The organism is Stenotrophomonas maltophilia (genome assembly GCF_023518235.1).
Classification (GTDB): domain Bacteria; phylum Pseudomonadota; class Gammaproteobacteria; order Xanthomonadales; family Xanthomonadaceae; genus Stenotrophomonas.
The window spans coordinates 783689-799757 of record NZ_CP090423.1; the positions used below are offsets into that span (position 1 = coordinate 783689).

Annotated in this window: 15 protein-coding genes; 4 read left to right on the plus strand and 11 right to left on the minus strand. The window is 68.0% G+C overall.

All coding sequences use genetic code 11. From position 1 onward, the window contains the following. Nucleotides 1-219: 219 nt before the first annotated feature. Together LZ605_RS03840 and LZ605_RS03845 are read right to left on the minus strand one after the other, a co-directional pair. Nucleotides 220-1593, minus strand: coding sequence for a sensor histidine kinase (locus tag LZ605_RS03840; RefSeq protein WP_249843871.1), 1374 nt, complete (start codon nucleotides 1591-1593; stop codon nucleotides 220-222). Next, on the minus strand, nucleotides 1586-2260 hold the full coding sequence (locus LZ605_RS03845) for a response regulator (RefSeq protein ID WP_249843872.1): 675 nt from the start codon (nucleotides 2258-2260) through the stop codon (nucleotides 1586-1588). Before LZ605_RS03845 ends, LZ605_RS03840 begins: the two co-directional genes overlap by 8 nt. A 62-nt stretch (nucleotides 2261-2322) precedes the next feature. On the opposite strand from LZ605_RS03845, the gene LZ605_RS03850 reads away from it, so the two are divergent. Genes LZ605_RS03850 through LZ605_RS03860 form a run of 3 tightly spaced genes read left to right on the plus strand, consistent with a single transcriptional unit; the run spans nucleotide 2323 to nucleotide 7816 of the window. Next, nucleotides 2323-3570, plus strand: coding sequence for a TolC family protein (locus LZ605_RS03850; protein WP_249843873.1), 1248 nt, complete (start codon nucleotides 2323-2325; stop codon nucleotides 3568-3570). Beyond that, complete coding sequence (locus tag LZ605_RS03855; RefSeq protein WP_249843874.1) at nucleotides 3567-4745, plus strand: efflux RND transporter periplasmic adaptor subunit; 1179 nt, start codon at nucleotides 3567-3569, stop codon at nucleotides 4743-4745. Before LZ605_RS03850 ends, LZ605_RS03855 begins: the two co-directional genes overlap by 4 nt. Then, complete coding sequence (locus tag LZ605_RS03860; protein WP_249843875.1) at nucleotides 4742-7816, plus strand: efflux RND transporter permease subunit; 3075 nt, start codon at nucleotides 4742-4744, stop codon at nucleotides 7814-7816. Before LZ605_RS03855 ends, LZ605_RS03860 begins: the two co-directional genes overlap by 4 nt. A gap of 63 nt (nucleotides 7817-7879) precedes the next feature. Here LZ605_RS03860 and LZ605_RS03865 read toward each other — a convergent pair whose 3' ends face one another. The 8 genes from LZ605_RS03865 to dkgB all read right to left on the minus strand — a co-directional run bounded on the left by LZ605_RS03865 (nucleotide 7880) and on the right by dkgB (nucleotide 14463). Continuing rightward, on the minus strand, nucleotides 7880-9277 hold the full coding sequence (locus tag LZ605_RS03865; protein ID WP_249843876.1) for a heavy metal sensor histidine kinase: 1398 nt from the start codon (nucleotides 9275-9277) through the stop codon (nucleotides 7880-7882). Beyond that, nucleotides 9274-9972 carry a heavy metal response regulator transcription factor gene (locus LZ605_RS03870; RefSeq protein WP_249843877.1) on the minus strand — a complete coding sequence of 233 codons (699 nt, stop codon included), beginning with the start codon at nucleotides 9970-9972 and terminating at the stop codon, nucleotides 9274-9276. The genes LZ605_RS03865 and LZ605_RS03870 overlap by 4 nt, the downstream gene beginning before the upstream one ends. Nucleotides 9973-10017: 45 nt before the next feature. Then, nucleotides 10018-10902 (minus strand): copper homeostasis membrane protein CopD, encoded by an 885-nt coding sequence (gene copD / locus LZ605_RS03875; protein WP_249843878.1) that lies wholly within the window; start codon nucleotides 10900-10902, stop codon nucleotides 10018-10020. Nucleotides 10903-10911: 9 nt separating this feature from the next. Then, nucleotides 10912-11289, minus strand: a complete 378-nt coding sequence (gene copC, locus LZ605_RS03880; RefSeq protein WP_249843879.1) for a copper homeostasis periplasmic binding protein CopC — start codon at nucleotides 11287-11289, stop codon at nucleotides 10912-10914. 126 nt (nucleotides 11290-11415) lie between these two features. Continuing rightward, nucleotides 11416-11739, minus strand: a complete 324-nt coding sequence (locus LZ605_RS03885) for a MoaF-related domain-containing protein (protein ID WP_249843880.1) — start codon at nucleotides 11737-11739, stop codon at nucleotides 11416-11418. Then, a complete protein-coding gene (locus LZ605_RS03890) occupies nucleotides 11736-12674 on the minus strand; it encodes a cyclase family protein (protein ID WP_249843881.1) in 939 nt (312 codons plus the stop codon). Before LZ605_RS03890 ends, LZ605_RS03885 begins: the two co-directional genes overlap by 4 nt. Before the next feature lie 26 nt (nucleotides 12675-12700). Then, nucleotides 12701-13648, minus strand: a complete 948-nt coding sequence (locus LZ605_RS03895) for a TIGR03571 family LLM class oxidoreductase (protein ID WP_249843882.1) — start codon at nucleotides 13646-13648, stop codon at nucleotides 12701-12703. A gap of 11 nt (nucleotides 13649-13659) precedes the next feature. Next, nucleotides 13660-14463, minus strand: a complete 804-nt coding sequence (gene dkgB, locus LZ605_RS03900; RefSeq protein WP_249843883.1) for a 2,5-didehydrogluconate reductase DkgB — start codon at nucleotides 14461-14463, stop codon at nucleotides 13660-13662. Nucleotides 14464-14581: 118 nt separating this feature from the next. Between dkgB and LZ605_RS03905 the strand changes: the two genes are divergently transcribed. Further along, nucleotides 14582-15484 (plus strand): LysR substrate-binding domain-containing protein, encoded by a 903-nt coding sequence (locus LZ605_RS03905; protein WP_249843884.1) that lies wholly within the window; start codon nucleotides 14582-14584, stop codon nucleotides 15482-15484. Between the two features lie 97 nt (nucleotides 15485-15581). Here LZ605_RS03905 and LZ605_RS03910 read toward each other — a convergent pair whose 3' ends face one another. Beyond that, nucleotides 15582-16055, minus strand: a complete 474-nt coding sequence (locus LZ605_RS03910; RefSeq protein WP_249843885.1) for a MerC domain-containing protein — start codon at nucleotides 16053-16055, stop codon at nucleotides 15582-15584. Nucleotides 16056-16069 lie beyond the last annotated feature (14 nt).

The window sequence follows — 16069 nt, forward strand, 5'->3', positions numbered from 1 at the left end:
GTTGATGGTTGGTATGCGGGGATCCCCGCTTGTGGTGGGGGCCAACCAGGGTTGGCCGCTACTGGAGCATGCCTACCGAGGAACCCCGCTTTGGTAGGTGCCAACCTTGGTTGGCACGCGGGAGATCAACGGCGCCAACCAAGGCTGGCGCCTATCCAGGTACGCCGCCAACGGCAGCAGAGCGTGGGCTCGGCTCTACAGGGGGGTGTTCTGTAGATGTCAGGCGAACCGCAGGCTGACCCGTGCGCCGCCGATGGGGGCGGTATCGATCGCCAGCATCGCGCCATGCCGCTGCGCGATCTCGGCCACGATCGCCAGCCCCAGTCCGCACCCGTCGCCTTCGCTGCTGGAACGATAGAAGCGTTCGGTGACACGTCCACGCTCGGTTTCGGTGATGCCGGGGCCATCATCGTCCACCCACACCTGCACACCGTCGGCATCCCTGCGCACCCCCAGCGTGATCACGCCGCGCACGGCGCCATAGCGCAGTGCATTGTCCACCAGGTTGCCCAGCGCCTCGCGCAATAGTTGCGGGTCTCCCTGAATCTGAACGCCTTCATCCGGGCCGTCGTAACCCAGGTCCACACCCGCGGCCAGTGCCCGGTCGGCATAGCGTTCAACCACGCCCCGGGCAAGCGAGGCCAAGTCCACCGGCTGCAATGACAGCACGCTGCCCTGCGAATCCTCGGAACGGCTCAGCATCAGCAACTGATTGACCAGGTGTTGCAGCCGCGCCAACCCGGCCAGGGTGCCGGACAACGCCAGTTGCTGCGCGTGCGGGTCGTGCTGGCGCAGCGAACTCTCCAGTTCCACCTGCATGGCCGCCAACGGTGTGCGCAGCTGGTGGGCGGCATTGCTGACGAAACGCCGCTGTGCGTCCTGCATCGCGTCCAGGCGTTGCAGCAGGGCGTTGTAGGCTTCCACCGCTGGCCACAGTTCGCGCGGTGCTTCCTGTGCAGGGTCCAGTGGCGCCAACGGGTCCGGGCGGGGGCTCGCCAGCCGGCGCGCGACCTGGTTGGCATGGCGTGCGGCAGCGCCGGTGCCGGACCAGGCCAGCCATGCAGCGAGCGCCAGGATCGCGGCCTGGAACGGAACGCTGGTCATCAGCAGTTTGCGCTCCAGCCGATGGCGCTTGCGCAGTGTCTCGGCCACGCGCAGGCGGATCTCATGGCCGGGCCCGGCACTGACCACCACCTCCACCATGCGTACGGCTTGGCCGCGCAGACGAGCGTCGTAGTAGACCGCGTCATTGCCGTCGGCGGCGAGCGCTGGGCGCGGCAATGCCTCGGGCAGATCCCCATACAGTCGCCCGCCGGCGGCATCGACCACCTCGCCATGCACTTCGTCGGCGGTGTCCCAGGTGAACATGCGCGAGACCGCCGGCGTGATCTCGATGGAGACGCGGTCGTCCTGCACCCTCACCAGCTCGGACAACGACATCGCCGAGTCCAGCAGCCAGCGGTCGTAGACCTGGCCGGCATAGAAGCGGGCCAGCGCGAACGAACCGACCGCGCTGCACAGCATCAGTACCAGCAGCGGCAGCCACAGGCGGCGCAGCAGCAGGCCGCGCAGGCTATGCACGCGCTCAGTCACCACCGGCCTCCAGGCGATAGCCGAGGCCGCGCAGCATGCGGATGCCTACGCCAGCGCGGGCCTGTTCCAGCTTGCGACGCAGGCGGCTGACATGCACCTCGATCACCGACAGGTTGGCCTCGTGGTCCCAGCTGTACAACGCGTCGAACAGGCGCTGCTTGGTCACGGTGCGACCGGGGTGCTGCATCAGCGCCTCGACCAGCGCCAGCTCGCGCGCGGTCAGCTCGACGCGCTGGCCCTCCACCTGCACCTCGTTGCGGATGCTGTCGAAGCACAAGCGGCCCAGCCGTTTCTGTGCCGGTGCATCGCTGCGCCGGCGTGACAGCGCACGCAGCCGCGCTTCCAGTTCGCCGAGCGCGAAGGGCTTTGCAAGGTAATCGTCGCCACCGCGGTCCAGCCCGAGAATGCGGTCCTCCACACCGTCGCGTGCGGTAAGGATCAACACCGGCAGGGTGACGCCATCGTTGCGCAGCCGCGACAGCAGATCGAGTCCGTCCACGTCGGGCAGCGAGAGGTCCAGCACCATCACGTCATACGGCGCACTGGCCAGTGCCGCCGGTGCATGCAGCCCACGCGACAGGTGGTCGCACAGATGGCCGGCACCCTGCAGGGCGCGGATCAGCCCATCGGCCAGGGCGGCGTCGTCTTCGATCAGCAGGATTCGCATTGCAAGCTTCGTGCAAGGTTGGGGCAAGTTTGGCGCAAGTGCGTCACCTTAACGTGACGTGCATGAATTTCTCCCTTCATGTTGCGGCCGTGCTGGCCGCCCTTGTGTGCGCACCCACGGCGTCAGCGTTGTCGCTGGCCGACGCGCAGCGTGCGATGGACGCCCACAACCCGGACCTGCGTGCGGCGGCACTGGAGCTGCGCGGGGTCCAGGGCGATGCGCAGAGCGCCGCGCTGCGGCCGGCAGCCGAGCTGTCGATCGGCAGCAGCAAGATCAGCCCGAAGCATGGCATCGGCCCCGGTCGCTGGCAGGACAAGCGGGTGGACAGCACGCTGGGCCTGGGCTGGACCTGGGAGCGTGGCGGCAAGCGAGCGCTGCGCATCCGCCAGGCCGATGCGTTGCTGCAGGTGGCCGGGCTGGAGATGCTTGATACCCGTCGCCGCCAGCAGGTGGCATTGCATGAAGCCTATTTCGGGCTGAAGGGCGCACAGGAGCGCGCGCAGATCGCCGAGGCCAACCGGCAGAGTTCGGCCGAGCAGATGGCAGCGGCGGACAAGCAGGTGGCCACCGGTGCGATGGCGCCGGTGGATCGCGCGCGGCTGGCGGTGGACGATCTGGCAGTGGCCGACGCAGCACGCGAGGCGGCGCTGGACCTGCGCGATGCGCGGAACACGCTCGGCCTGTTGCTCGGCCGCGATGACAGCGGCGAACTGAGCGCCGATGACGCGTGGCCGGACGCCGCCGATGTGGCCGGTACGCGGGCCTTCGATCCGCAGCAGCGCGCCGATCTGCGAGCCGCGCGCTCGCGCCTGGCCGCCGCCGATGCCGGCGTGGCGCTGGCACGCAGCGAGCGCCACCGGGATATCCAGCTGGGCGTGGAGGCCGAACGTGAGCCGACTGATATCAGTGGCGTTACCTGGGGCGTGTCGTTGACCATTCCGCTCGGCGGCCCGGCGCGTGCACGCGGTGCGATCCAGCGCGCCGAAGCCGATCGGGACACGGCCGCGCTGGAACTGCAGGTGCAGCAGCGTGAGGCGCGTGCCGAACTGGACCAGCTGCAGGCCAGCGCGCAGGCCGCCGCGCAGCGCCGCACCGACTATGAAGGGCTGCACGCCGACGCCGCACGCAAGGCGGTGCAGGGCATCGAGCTGGCCTACCGCCGTGGTGCTGCCAGCCTGACCGATCTGTTGGATGCGCGCCGTAGCTGGCGCGACTTCGAGGCCGCGCTGATCGAAGCGCGCGCTGACCATGCCATTGCCCTGGCGCGCTGGGAAGCGGCCACATCCGTTGCTGAAGGAGAATCCCGATGAAGTCCACCTTCGCCCATCGCCCGCGGGCGCGACGTGCCGTGCTGCCGGTGTTGCTGGCGCTGCTGTTGCTGAACGGCTGCGGTCGCGAGCCGGCGTCGTACACCGAGGATGCGCCGCAGGTCAGTGCCGGGCAGATCCAGTTCCCGGCCGACAGCCGCCAGCTGGAGGTGCTGCGCAGCGAGGCGGTGACCGCCGGTGCCAGTGCCAGCCTGCAGTTGCCGGGCCGCGTGGTCTGGGATGAAACCCGCTCCAGTGCACTGCGCACGCCGTTGCCGGGGCAGGTGGCGCGCATCGAGGCGCAGCCGGGGCAGCAGGTGAAGGCCGGCCAGGTCATCGCCTGGATCACCTCGCCGGAGTTCGGCCAGGCGCAGGCTGAGGGCGCACGCGGCCGCGCCGAACTGCAGCAGGCGCGAAAGGAGCTGGAACGCACCCGCGAGCTGCACGCCGCAGGCGTAGCGTCCGGGCGCGAGCTGGACGAGGCCGAGGCCAACTTCGCCGGAAGTCAGGCCGATCACGCGCGCGCAACCGCCTTTGCCAAGGCCTATGGCAATGGCCAGCACGTCGATCAGCGCCTGCCGTTGCGCGCGCCCATCAATGGCGTGCTGGTGGAGCGGCGGATGAGCCCGGGCATGGCGGTCAGCGCGGACAGCGAGCAGCCGTTGGCGGTGATCGGTGACCCGGATCGCCTGTGGCTGCTGCTGGACATTCCCGAGAGCCTGGCCGGACGCTTGAAGGCCGGCATGCAGGTGAGCGTACCTGGCGCCGACGGCACGCCGTTGCAAGCCACGCTGCAGCACGTGGACGACTTCGTCGACAGCGAGCGCCGCGTGGTGCAGGCACGCGCCGAGCTGGACAACCGCACGCGCGGATTCAAGGCCGGGCAGTACGTGCGCGCGCAGGTGGCGCTGCCGGCCGAGGGTGGCGTCAGCCTGCCGGATGCGGCGGTGCTGCTGATCGATGGCAAGCAGGTGGTGTTCGTGGAAGAAGGCAGGGGCCGTTTCGTGCGCCATGCCGTGCATGCCGAAGAACTCGGTGATGGCCGCTTGTGGGTACGTGAGGGCCTGGCGGCCGGCAGCCGCGTGGTGGTCGAGGGCGGGCTGCTGCTGCAGCAGCTGGTGGACAGCGCACCGGCTGCTGCGGCTACCGTGGGTGGCACGGGGCATGCCGCGCCATGATCGATCGCCTGATTGCCTATTGCCTGCGCCAGCCGTTGATGGTGATGCTGGCGTTGCTGTTGTTCATCGGCGCCGGTATCGCCGCGTTCCGCGTGCTGCCGGTGGAAGCCTTCCCGGATGTGTCCGACACCCAGGTGACCGTGGTGTCGCTGCACCCGGGCCGTGCCGCCGAAGAGGTGGAACGCGAGGTGACGATGCCGCTGGAAGTGGCGCTGTCCGGCATTCCGCATTCGGTTCGGGTGTTCTCGCATACGCAGTTCGGCCTGTCGATGATCATCCTGACCTTCGACGACAAGGCCGATGACTATTTCGCGCGGCAGCAGGTGCTGGAGCGCCTGCAGGGTGTGGAACTGCCGGAAGGGGTGACCCCGGAGCTGGAGGCGATGAGTTCGGCGGTGGGCGAGATCTACCGCTACGTGCTGAAAGGCCCGCACATGACGTCCACCCAGCTGCGCACCACCCAGGAGTGGGTGATGGAGCGTGGACTGCGCACCGTGCCGGGAGTGGCCAATGTGGTCAGTTTCGGCGGTTTCGCCAGAACGTTCCAGGTCAAACCGGACCTGGACAAGCTGCGCGACCGCGGTGTCAGTCTCGGCGAGTTTGCCGAGGCTCTGGAGAAGGGCAGCTCGAACGCGGGTGGCGGCTATGTGGAGCGTGGCCAGCAGCAGTTCCTGATTCGTGGTGTTGGCCTGATGCGCACGCCGGCCGACATCGGCAACGTGGTGGTGGCGCAGCGCGGGGGTACGCCGGTGCTGGTACGCGACCTGGCCGGCATCGCCGATACCGGATTGCCAAGGCAGGGCCTGGTTGGACAGGACGACAACGATGATGCGGTGTTCGGCATGGTGCTGATGCGCAAGGGCGAGAACCCGTCCGACGTGCTCGATGCGCTGCATGCACGCATTGCCGAGATCCAGGCCAACCAGCTGCCGGCCGGGGTAAGCATCGAGCCGTTCTACGATCGCTCGTGGCTGGTCTCGACCACTTTGAAGACGGTGTTCCGCAACCTGCTGGAAGGTGCGGTGCTGGTGTTCCTGGTGCTGTGGCTGTTCCTGTACAACGCGCGAGCCGCGCTGATCGTGGCGGCGATGATGCCGCTGGCGCTGCTGTCGACCTTCCTTGGCCTGCACCTGTGGGGCGTGCCGGCCAACCTGCTGTCGCTGGGTGCGATGGACTTCGGCATCATCATCGATGGCGCGGTGATCGTGACTGAGCACATCGTTTCGCGACTCTCGAAGCTGCCACCCAACGCCGACCGGAAGACGCGTTTCTCGACCATCCTCTCGGCCGCATCCGAAGTGGGGCGGCCGACGTTCTTCTCGATGCTGATCATCATCGCCGCGCACATCCCGATCTTCACCCTGCAGCGCCAGGAAGGCCGCATGTTCGCGCCGATGGCCTACTCGGTGACCTCGGCGCTGATTGGTGCGTTGATCCTGGCGCTGACCGTGGTGCCGCTGTTCTGCTACTGGTGGTTGCGGCGCGACCGCATGCGCGACGGCAATCCGTTGATGGACCGCCTGGCCGGCTGGTACCAGCCGGTGCTGGAGCGCGCCCTGGCGCGACCCCGTGCGGTGGTGCTGACCGCGGTTGCGTTGCTGGTCGGCACGCTGGCATTGGGTACGCGGCTGGGTTCGGAGTTCCTGCCGGAGCTGGACGAGGGTTCGATCTGGCTGACCGCTACACTCGATCCCAGCACCAGTCTGGCCGAAGCGCAGCAGCAGTCGCGGCGGATCCGCGAGCTGGTCGGCACCTTCCCGCAGGTGTCGACGGTGGTGGCCAAGCTCGGTCGCCCGGAAGACGGCTCCGATGCCAAGGGCGCCAACCAGATCGAGGCGCTGGTAGCGCTGAAGCCGGAGAAGGAGTGGCCGAAGGGCGTGGACAAGCGGCAGCTGGTGAGTGACCTGCAACGTGCGCTGGAGCAACGCATTCCCGGGCCGGAGTTCTCGGTCTCGCAGCCGGTGCGAGACAACATTCTGGAGAGCATTTCGCAGATCAAGGGTCAGGTGGTGATCAAGGTCAGCGGCTCGGACCTGGACGTGCTGAACCGGCAGGCGCAGGCGATCCTGGGCCAGGTGCGTGGCGTGGAGGGCGTGGAGAGCGCCTTCATCGACCGCGACGGTTCGCTGCCGCAGCTGCAGATCGAGATCGACCGTGACCGTGCTGCGCGCTATGGCCTGAACGTGCGCGACATCGACGAGGTGATCGAGACCGCACTGGGCGGGCGCCAGGTCGGCGAACTGTGGGAAGGCGACCGCAGGTTCCCGATCACGCTGCGCCTGGACGACGCTGACCGTGACTTGCAACACCTGCGCATGGTGCCGGTCGGCATCGGCGACGGCCATACAGTGGCGCTGTCCGACGTGGCTGATTTCCGCATGGCCAGCGGCGCGATCAACATCTCGCGCGAGAACGCCCAACGGGTGAAGGCGGTCAGCATCTTCATTGCCGGGCGTGACATGGGCAGCGTCGTGGCCGACATGCGCAAGCGCGTGGACGCCAACGTGCAGCTGACCGAGGGCTACCGGCTGGAGTGGTCCGGTGAGTTCGAGAACCAGCAGCGTGCGATGAAGCGGCTGGGCTGGGTGATCCCGCTGTCGGTGCTGATCATCTTCGTGCTGCTGTTCGATGCCTTCAAGGACATCAGCAGTGCCGCCCTGATCCTGGCCAACGTGCCACTGGCGATGATCGGCGGCATCCTCGCGCTGTGGTTGATCGGCATTCCACTGTCGGTGTCGGCGGCGATCGGCTTCATTGCATTGTTCGGGCAGGCCGTGCTGAACGGGGTGGTGATGCTCAGTCGCTTCGCGCAGCTGCGAGAGCAGGGCATGGACCTGCTGCAGTCGGTTGTGCAGGGCTCGCTGCAGCGCCTGCGCACGGTGCTGATGACCGCGCTGCTGGCAATGTTCGGCCTGCTGCCGATGGCGACCTCGCACGCGATCGGCGCCGAGACCCAGAAGCCGCTGGCGGTGGTGGTGATCGGTGGCCTGCTGTCGGCGATGCTGCTGACGTTGCTGGTGCTGCCGACGCTGTATTACTGGGTGCACCGGCGACGGGAGGCCAGACTGTAGAGCCGAGCCCCCACTCGGCTGCTTCTGGCCTCCGCACGAAAAGCAGCCGAGCGTGGCTCGGCTCTACAGTAGATCCACGCCATGCGTGGATGGAGCCTGCCGCTGCGCGACCGGCAGCACCATCTCGAACACGGTACCCGCTTCGTCGGAGACAACACTCACGCTGCCGCCGTGCGCCTGCGCGATGGCACGGGTGATCGCCAGGCCAAGCCCGGCGCCTTCATGCCGGCCACGCTCGCCACGGTAGAAGCGGTCGAACAGGCGCGGCAGCGCCTCGATGGCTATCGGCATGCCGATGTTATGAACGCTGATCCTGCACAGGCCTTCGGCTTCGGCCAGCCGCATCCGCACCTCACTGCCGGCAGCGGCGTGCTTCAGTGCGTTGGAAAGCAGGTTGGCAATCGCCCGGTGCAGCATCAGCCGGTTGCCGTTGACCCTCGCCATGCCTTCCCGGCGCAGCGTCAACTGCCGATCCTCGGCCAGCGGCTCGTAGAACTCCAGCAGCGCGTCCGCCACGGCATCCAGCGGCACCGGCTCGCGTGAGGGCAGGGCACCGGGTGCTTCGGCCTGCGCCAGGTACAGCAGGTCACCCACGGTCTGGGCCAGCTGCTGCAGCTCTTCGGCGCAGGACGCCAGGGTTTCGCGATAGGCCTCGTTGCTGCGGGGGTGCGCCAGCACCACCTGCACCTGGGTGAGCATATTGGTGATGGGCGTGCGCAGTTCGTGGGCCAGATCACCGGAGAACCCGGTCAGCCGCGCGAAGTCCTGCTGCAGGCGTGCCAGCATGCCGTTGAGGGTCTGTGCCAGCTGTTCCAGTTCGGCCGGCGCGCTGCGTGCGCTCAGCCGGCGCTGCAATCGACCGGCGGTGATCTGCCGGGCCTCGTCAGCCAGCGTGTGCAGCGGCCGCAGGGTGCGCCGCACCACATAGCTCCCCAGCAGACTGCTGGCCAGGGCAGCGCCGATGATGGCAATTGCCAGCAGATGGCGGAACCGTTGCAGGAAGGCGGCGTGGCGATCGTCGTCAATGGCCAGCAGGGTCACCAGCGAGCCGCCGTCGGTCAGAGTCTGCCGCAGATGCAGGGCATGCATGCAGCGGCCATCGGTGAGGATCCAGTCGTGCCGGCGCGGCGTGGTGTCGATGGGTTGGCGGCGTGCGTGTTCGCGCAGCAGCGCCGGGGCGGTGGAGAACAGGACGGCACCGCGGTCATCGAGGATGTGGAAGGCGATATCAGGATGGTGGCCGAGCGCCTCGCCCAGGCGCTGAGCGCGTCCGGATGCAGGGGCGTTGCCGGCCAGGTCGCGGATCAAGGCCGCCTTGTTCTCCAGTTCGATGAAATCCTGCGCCACCAGATCGTGACGGGCGCTGAGATAGATCGCCACGCCCAGCGCCGCCAGTACCAGCGTAGCAACGGTGGCGAACAGCAGCGTCAGGCGTACCGCGATGGAACGGCGCAGGCTCATCCTTCGCGGGCGGCGCCCTCGTCAGGCGCCTCCAGCACGTACCCCATGCCGCGCACGGTGATGATCAGCCTGGCATCGAAGCCATCGTCGATCTTCGCTCGCAGGCGCCGGATCGCCACATCGATCACGTTGGTGTCGCTGTCGAAGTTCATGTCCCACACCTGCGAGGCGATCAGCGAGCGCGGCAGCACTTCACCACGGCGGCGTGCGAGCAGCTCCAGCAGGGTGTATTCCTTGGGGCTGAGGGTGATGCGCTGGCCGCCGCGCTCCACCCGGCGGCGCAGGGTATCCACCACCAGGTCGGCGATGACGATGCGTTCGGCCTGCGGCAGCACCTGGCCACGGCGCAGCAGGGTGCGCACGCGCGCCAGCAGCTCGGCGAAGGCGAAGGGTTTGCCGAGGTAGTCGTCGGCACCCAGCTCCAGGCCCTGCACCCGGTCGGCGATGCTGCTGCGCGCAGTGAGAAACAGCACCGGCACCTGCCCGCCGGTGGCGCGCAGGCGTGACAGCACGTTCCAGCCGTCCATGCCCGGCAGCATCACATCGAGGATGACCAGCTGGTACTCGCCGCCGCTCGCCAGATGCAGGCCATCAAGGCCATTGCAGGCCAGATCGACCACGTAGCCGGCCTCGATCAGGCCCTGGCGCAGGTAGTTTCCGGTCTTGGGTTCGTCTTCGACGATCAGCAGCTTCATGGTGCGCCCATCATCGCAGTTTGAGCTGTCATCGGCAGGCAGGGTTCATGCCAGCGGGTCCAGCGTGCCCAGCACAGCGACGCAGGCCAGCACCAGCAGCACCAGCGCCGACTCGCAGGCCAGGCTGTGGCGCAGCGCGCGCAGCGGCCGCGGTTGCCAGCCGCCACGGATGGAGGTGGCCAGCGCCGGCACCAGGCGCCAGCGATGCAGTGCAGCCAGCCCCAGCATGCCGGCCACCAGCGCCAGCTTCAACAGCAGCCAGCGCCCATGCGCGGTGCCGGTCAGGGTCTGTGCGGAGCCACCGAGATCGACATAGGTGTAGGTGCCTGTCATCGCCAGGGTGGCAACGATGATCGTGCCGGGCAGCGCAAACCCATGCGCGGCCTGCCACAGCGCATGGGTGCGTTCGCGCAGGCGCAGGCCCTGCGGGCGCAGCGCCAATTGCAGGATGGCGGCGATCGCGCCGACCCAGGCGCCGGCCGCCAGCAGGTGGACGATGCCTGCCATCTGCCGCAGAACGCCGCCCAACCCATCGCCGGCGGCGGCGTGCCCATTCCAGGACAGACTGGCCAGGGCTGTGGCCGCAAGCACGAGTGCGACCCACCGGCGCAGCCCCTGCAGCGGCCGGTCCAAGGCCAGCAGCGGCAGCATCGCCAGCACGGCGAGGATGCGCAGCAGCCCCGCCTCACCCACCGGTGTACCGGTGAGGAACCAGTGCGCCGTCTCGTGATCAAGGTCGAGCGGCGCAACGCCGAGCACGCCGGACAGACGGGTCACCGCGTCGATGATCACCAGTGCCAGCGCGATCAGGGGCAGTGCCAAGCCGGCAGCGCGCGGCAGCGCGGGCCGGACGAACAGCGTCCGCCCGAACAGCAGCATCAGCGCCAGGTACAGCGCCAGCCGCAGCGCATATGTGGAGAGCTCGGCCATGACCCGGGCCTACTTCACCGCGAAGCGGTAGCTGCCGGTGATCGGGTGGCTGTCCTGGCCGACCGCACGCCATTGCAGTGCATACCTGCCTGCGGGCAGCGGCGCGGCGAAGCGGACACGCAGGCTATGTCCATCTTCTGAGATCTCCTGCGTGGCGGTCGGCATGGCCATCTTCATGCGGCCATGGTCCATGCTCAGCTCGATGCGCGTGGCACGGGGCATCACTTTCTCACTGAACTGAAGCTCGATCTGGCTGGCCGGGGCCACGGTTGCGTCGGCGGCCGGCGTCGAGCGCACCAGGCTTGGATGGGCCAGTGCCAGTGGCGCAATCGCGAGGCCGGACACGAGGACGAGAAGGGCGGTTGAGCGCAGCAGGGGGCGGGCCATGCGTAGGATACCTGTGGAAGACATGGCCCTCAGGGTGGAGGGCCGCGCCTTTCGCTGCCCTGACCCGTACATTACCGATCTGTCAGGTTCCGTCTGCCAACAGGTCATGCCGGCCGCTGGCCGGCATCACAGCACGCGCAGCGGCCCCTGCATGCGATGGAAGCTGCCATCGGCGGCGGTGAACCAGGCCAGCGAACGCCCGCCCACGAATTCATCGACATGCACGACGGTAGCGCCATCGGCTTCCTGCCACGAAACAGCATAGACCCCCTCGCTGAGCTGCTGCCACTGGCAGGCGGCTTCGCCGCGTGCACCGGCATGGGCGCCGGAGACGATGGCGTAGTGCACGTGGCGACTATCGGCACTGTAGACGTTGTCGGCAGCCAGGCCGTCATAGCTGACGCGGAAGCAGCGGCCGGCGAACAGCGGCAGGGCGGTGGCGGTACTCATCGGATCGCCACCGGGTTGATGTTGACCTGGGTCGAGCCGACGTACAGCGGCTGGCCGAGCACGAACAGGAATTCCCAGGCCTTGTCGCGCACCAGTGCACGGCTGTCGATCAGCTCAAGATTGTAGATGCCGCGCTTGGCCAGCATGTACTGGTTGATCGGGAACTCCTCGGCACCGTGCGGATTCGGGTAGACCTCCGAGGCCCAGGTGTCGCCCCCAAAAGCGACGATGCCCTGGTCGGCCAGCCACTTCGCGGCCTCCATGCCGATGCCCGGTTCCACTGCCAGGAACTGCGCGTCGTCCTTGCCGATCAGTTCCAGCCAGCCGGTGTTGAACAGAACCACGTCGCCCTTGCGCAGGCGCAGCCCCTGCTTCTTCAGCACGGCCTGGATGTCGGCCACGCTGAATTCGGTGCCGCCGGGCACGATCGCCTTGCCGTAGTACGCGGTCATGTCCAGCACGACGCCGCGGGTGACCAGTGGCGGCACCTTCTCGACGCCGAGCTTGCGCACGCCGTCCACGCTGACGAAGTCGGCGGCCTTGTTGCCGTTGTAGTAGACGTTGTCGATGCCGATGTGGCCGATGCCGTTGAGCTGGGTGCCAACGCCGGTCCAGGCGTTGACCAGTTCATCGTTGAAGGTGAACTTGTTGGGGCCCAGCGACTTGCCAGCCTGCTGGCCGACCTGCACGTTGTACAGGCGGAAGCTGCGATGGCGGAACGCGGGCAGGTTCTTGTCCACCGGCACCGCCAGCGGATAGGTCTTGCCGGTCCTGACCAGCGAGACCGCATGCTTGACCACCTCTGCGGTCAGCAGGTTGGCCGCACCGATCTCGTCGTTCGGGCCGTAGGCAGAGGGATACCAGTCTTCGGCGGTGGCCTGGAAGGACAGCGGCAGGGTGGCCAGCGCAAGCGCGGCCAGGGTCTTCATCTTCATGGCAAAGCTCCGGTAACTGTTGACGGTCAGGCCGTCGCGGCGGCGCCGGCATGGGCCGGGAAGTGCGGCAGCACGTACTCGGCGATTTCGTGGAAGGTCTCGGCCAACGGCCGTTCGTTGCGGCGGAACTGCAGGCCGATGTGGTCGACACCGGCTGCCTGCAGGGCGTGCAGCTCGGCCAGCAGGGCGTTGCGGCCGCCGCGCAGGCCAAAGCGCCAGCGCTGCAGCGGGGCATCTGCATCGGTCATCAGGTCCAGGTGGATGAAGCTGGCATAGGGCTTGTTGCCGGCCACGGCGCGCCAGGCCGCCACCCGTTGCGCATGGTCCTGTGGCGAGCCCGGGTAGGCCAGGCAGCCGTCCATGTGCTGGCCGATCCACGCCGGTTGCTGCTGGGCAAGGCCGGCCACCAACAGCGGCAGGGCGGGGCCACCGGTGGGCAGTACGTCCAAGCCCTGCGGGAGGTGGGCGGCGGCGCCTTCGCGCAGCAGTGCGATCTGCTCGCGGAAGCGGTTGCCCCGGCTGTCGAAGTCGCGCCCGAACAGCGGGTACTCCACCGGGCGATCGCCGCTGGCCACGCCCAGCAGCAGGCGGTCACCGCTCAGCCGCTGCACGCTGCGCGCCGACTTCAGGGTCAGCAGCGGCTCGCGGATCGGCAGCACCACCGCGGCGGTACCCAGCAGGATGTTCTCGGTGATGCCGGCCAGGTAGCCGAGGTAACTGAACACCTCGAACACCTGCGCTGCATCGCCGAAGGCCGGGTCGTATACCGGCACGTCGCGCACCCACAGCGCACGGAAGCCGAGGCGGTCGGACAACCGTGCCAGTTCTGCGTGGCGCCGCAGGTCCGGTTCGCCGGGCAGGCGTCGCGCGGCGCGCCGTGCCTGCTCGCCCAGCGGGGTCCAGTCATTGTCCAGCGGTGCTTCGATGCCGATGCTGAAGCCACCGGCCCGCAGCTGCGTCAATGCACTGCGCATGGCCAGGCACCTCAGTCCCAGGCCGGCGCCAGGCCCGACGGATCGACTTGGCGGCTGTTGCGGTCAAGCGCGGCGATGGCGGCCAGGTCATCGGCATCCAGGTGCAGGTCCTGGGCGAGCAGGTTGCTGGCCAGGTTCTCGCGTTTGGTCGAGGACGGGATGACCGAGTAGCCCCGCTGCAGCGCCCATGCCAGCGCGACCTGGGCCACGGTGGCCTGGTGCTTGTCGGCGATGGCGGCCAGCACCGGGTCCTTCAGCACCTTGCCGTAGGCCAGGGTCATGTAGGAGGTGACGGTGATGTCCTGCGCCTGCAGGAAAGCGGTCAGTGCCGGGTTCTGCAGGTAGGGGCTCAGTTCGATCTGGTTGGTGGCGATCTCACCGGGGCCGACCACGTCGATCGCCTGCCGGGTCAGTGCGATGTTGAAGTTGGACACGCCGATCTGGCGGGTCAGGCCCAGCGCCTTGGCTTCGGCCAGCGCGGTCATGTACTCGCGCAGTTCAACGCCGTTGCCCGGCGCCGGCCAGTGGATCAGCAGCAGGTCCACGTAGTCGGTGCGCAGCTTGGCCAGGCTGTCGCGCAGGCTCGGGACCAGTTTGTCGGCGGCGTAGTTGTCCACCCAGACCTTGGTGGTCAGGAACACCTGGTCGCGTGGTACGCCGGATTCGGCGATGGCCTGGCCGACCTCGGCTTCATTGCCGTAGATCTGAGCGGTATCAACCGCCCGGTAGCCGATCTCGAGGGCGTCGCGCACCGAGTCGATGACGGTCTGGCCGGTCAGGCGGAAGGTGCCGACGCCAAAGGAAGGAACGCGCATGTTGGACTCCAGGGACTTCATTGAGAGCCGATGGGCTCGGGACAGGGCGAAGTGTGGGTGCTTTACATTTGTTGATTAAGCCGTGTATACGGGAAATGCTTTTGCGTACAGGTAAAAAATGAAAACAACCCTGGATGAGCTGAAGGCCTTCGTGGCCGTGGTCGACAGTGGTTCGATCACCGCTGCGGCCGAGGCGCTGGAGCTGACCATCTCGGCCACCAGCCGCACCCTGGCGCGGCTGGAGGACAAGCTGCAGACCACGTTGCTGCGCCGGACCACGCGGCGGCTGGAGCTGACCGAGGAGGGCGCGGCGTTCCTGGAGTACGCGCGCACGATCCTGGCCACCGTGGACGAGGCGGAAGAACAGATGGCCGCGCGGCGGCTGCAGCCGGTGGGGCGCCTGCGCGTGGACGCCGCCACGCCGTTCATGCTGCACGTGATCGTGCCGTTGCTGGAGGGCTTCCGCGAGCGCTACCCGCAGGTGGAGCTGGAGCTGAATTCCAATGAAGGCATCACCGACTTGATCGAGAAGCGCACCGACGTGGCGTTCCGCATCGGCGTGCTGCGTGATTCCACCCTGCATGCGCGACCGATCGGTCACAGCCGCATCCGCGTGGTGGCCAGCCCCGCATACCTGCGTCGGCACGGCACGCCCACGCGCGTGGCGCAGCTGCACAAGCATGACCTGCTGGGCTTCACCCAGCCCAGTTCGTTGAACGAATGGCCGCTGCACGATGCCGATGGCGGGCCTTTCGTGATCGAGCCAGCGATTGCTTCGTCCAGTGGCGAGACGCTGCGGCAGATGGCGGTCGCCGGGTTGGGCATCACCTGCCTGTCCGACTTCCTGACCCGCCAGGACCGGCGTGATGGCCGGCTGGTGCAGTTGTTCGCCCGGCAGACGCAGGAGGTACGGCAGCCGATCAACGCGGTGTACTACCGCAATACCGCGCTGGCCGCGCGCATCACCTGTTTCGTCGACCACGTGACGCAGACGCTGGGGCAGCGCCCGTTCGACGAATAGAGATGGGTAGAGCCGGCCGCTGGCCGGCGTTGGCCGTTGGCTGCGGCAGAGCCACGCCATGCGGGGATGCCGTATTCCTGCCGGCCAGCGGCCGGCACTACCGGTTGCGCAATGCGCTTCGGTTCGCCAGGTGCGCCGCCGCCAGCAGCACGCCGCCACAGGCGGTCGCCAGGCCATGCCAGAGCAGCGATTCCTTCAACGGCGGGTACAGCGATGCGGACAACAGCAGCGTGGTGCCGGCCACCGCCAGCCGCCGGGGCCAGCGTTGGCCGTGGCGGTGCGAACCGGCGAGGGTACTGACAAGGGCGATCGCCGAGGCCAGCAGCGCGAACAGCCATTCCCAACGCGACATCAGCAGCAGGGTGGTCATCAGCGCGTGGCCGGGATGCTGGAACGAACGAAGCGCCATCATCGCTGCCGGCACGAAGGCCAGCAGCAGGGGCAGCGCAACGCAGTGCGCGGCACAGGCCAGGGACAGCCCGGCGCCAGCCAGATCGAAGCGGGGATGCCAGCGTGCCGATGCTGGCGGCTGGGGCAGGGCTCTTGCGGGCGTCGTGGGGTTGTGGTCCATAATGTTACATAGTA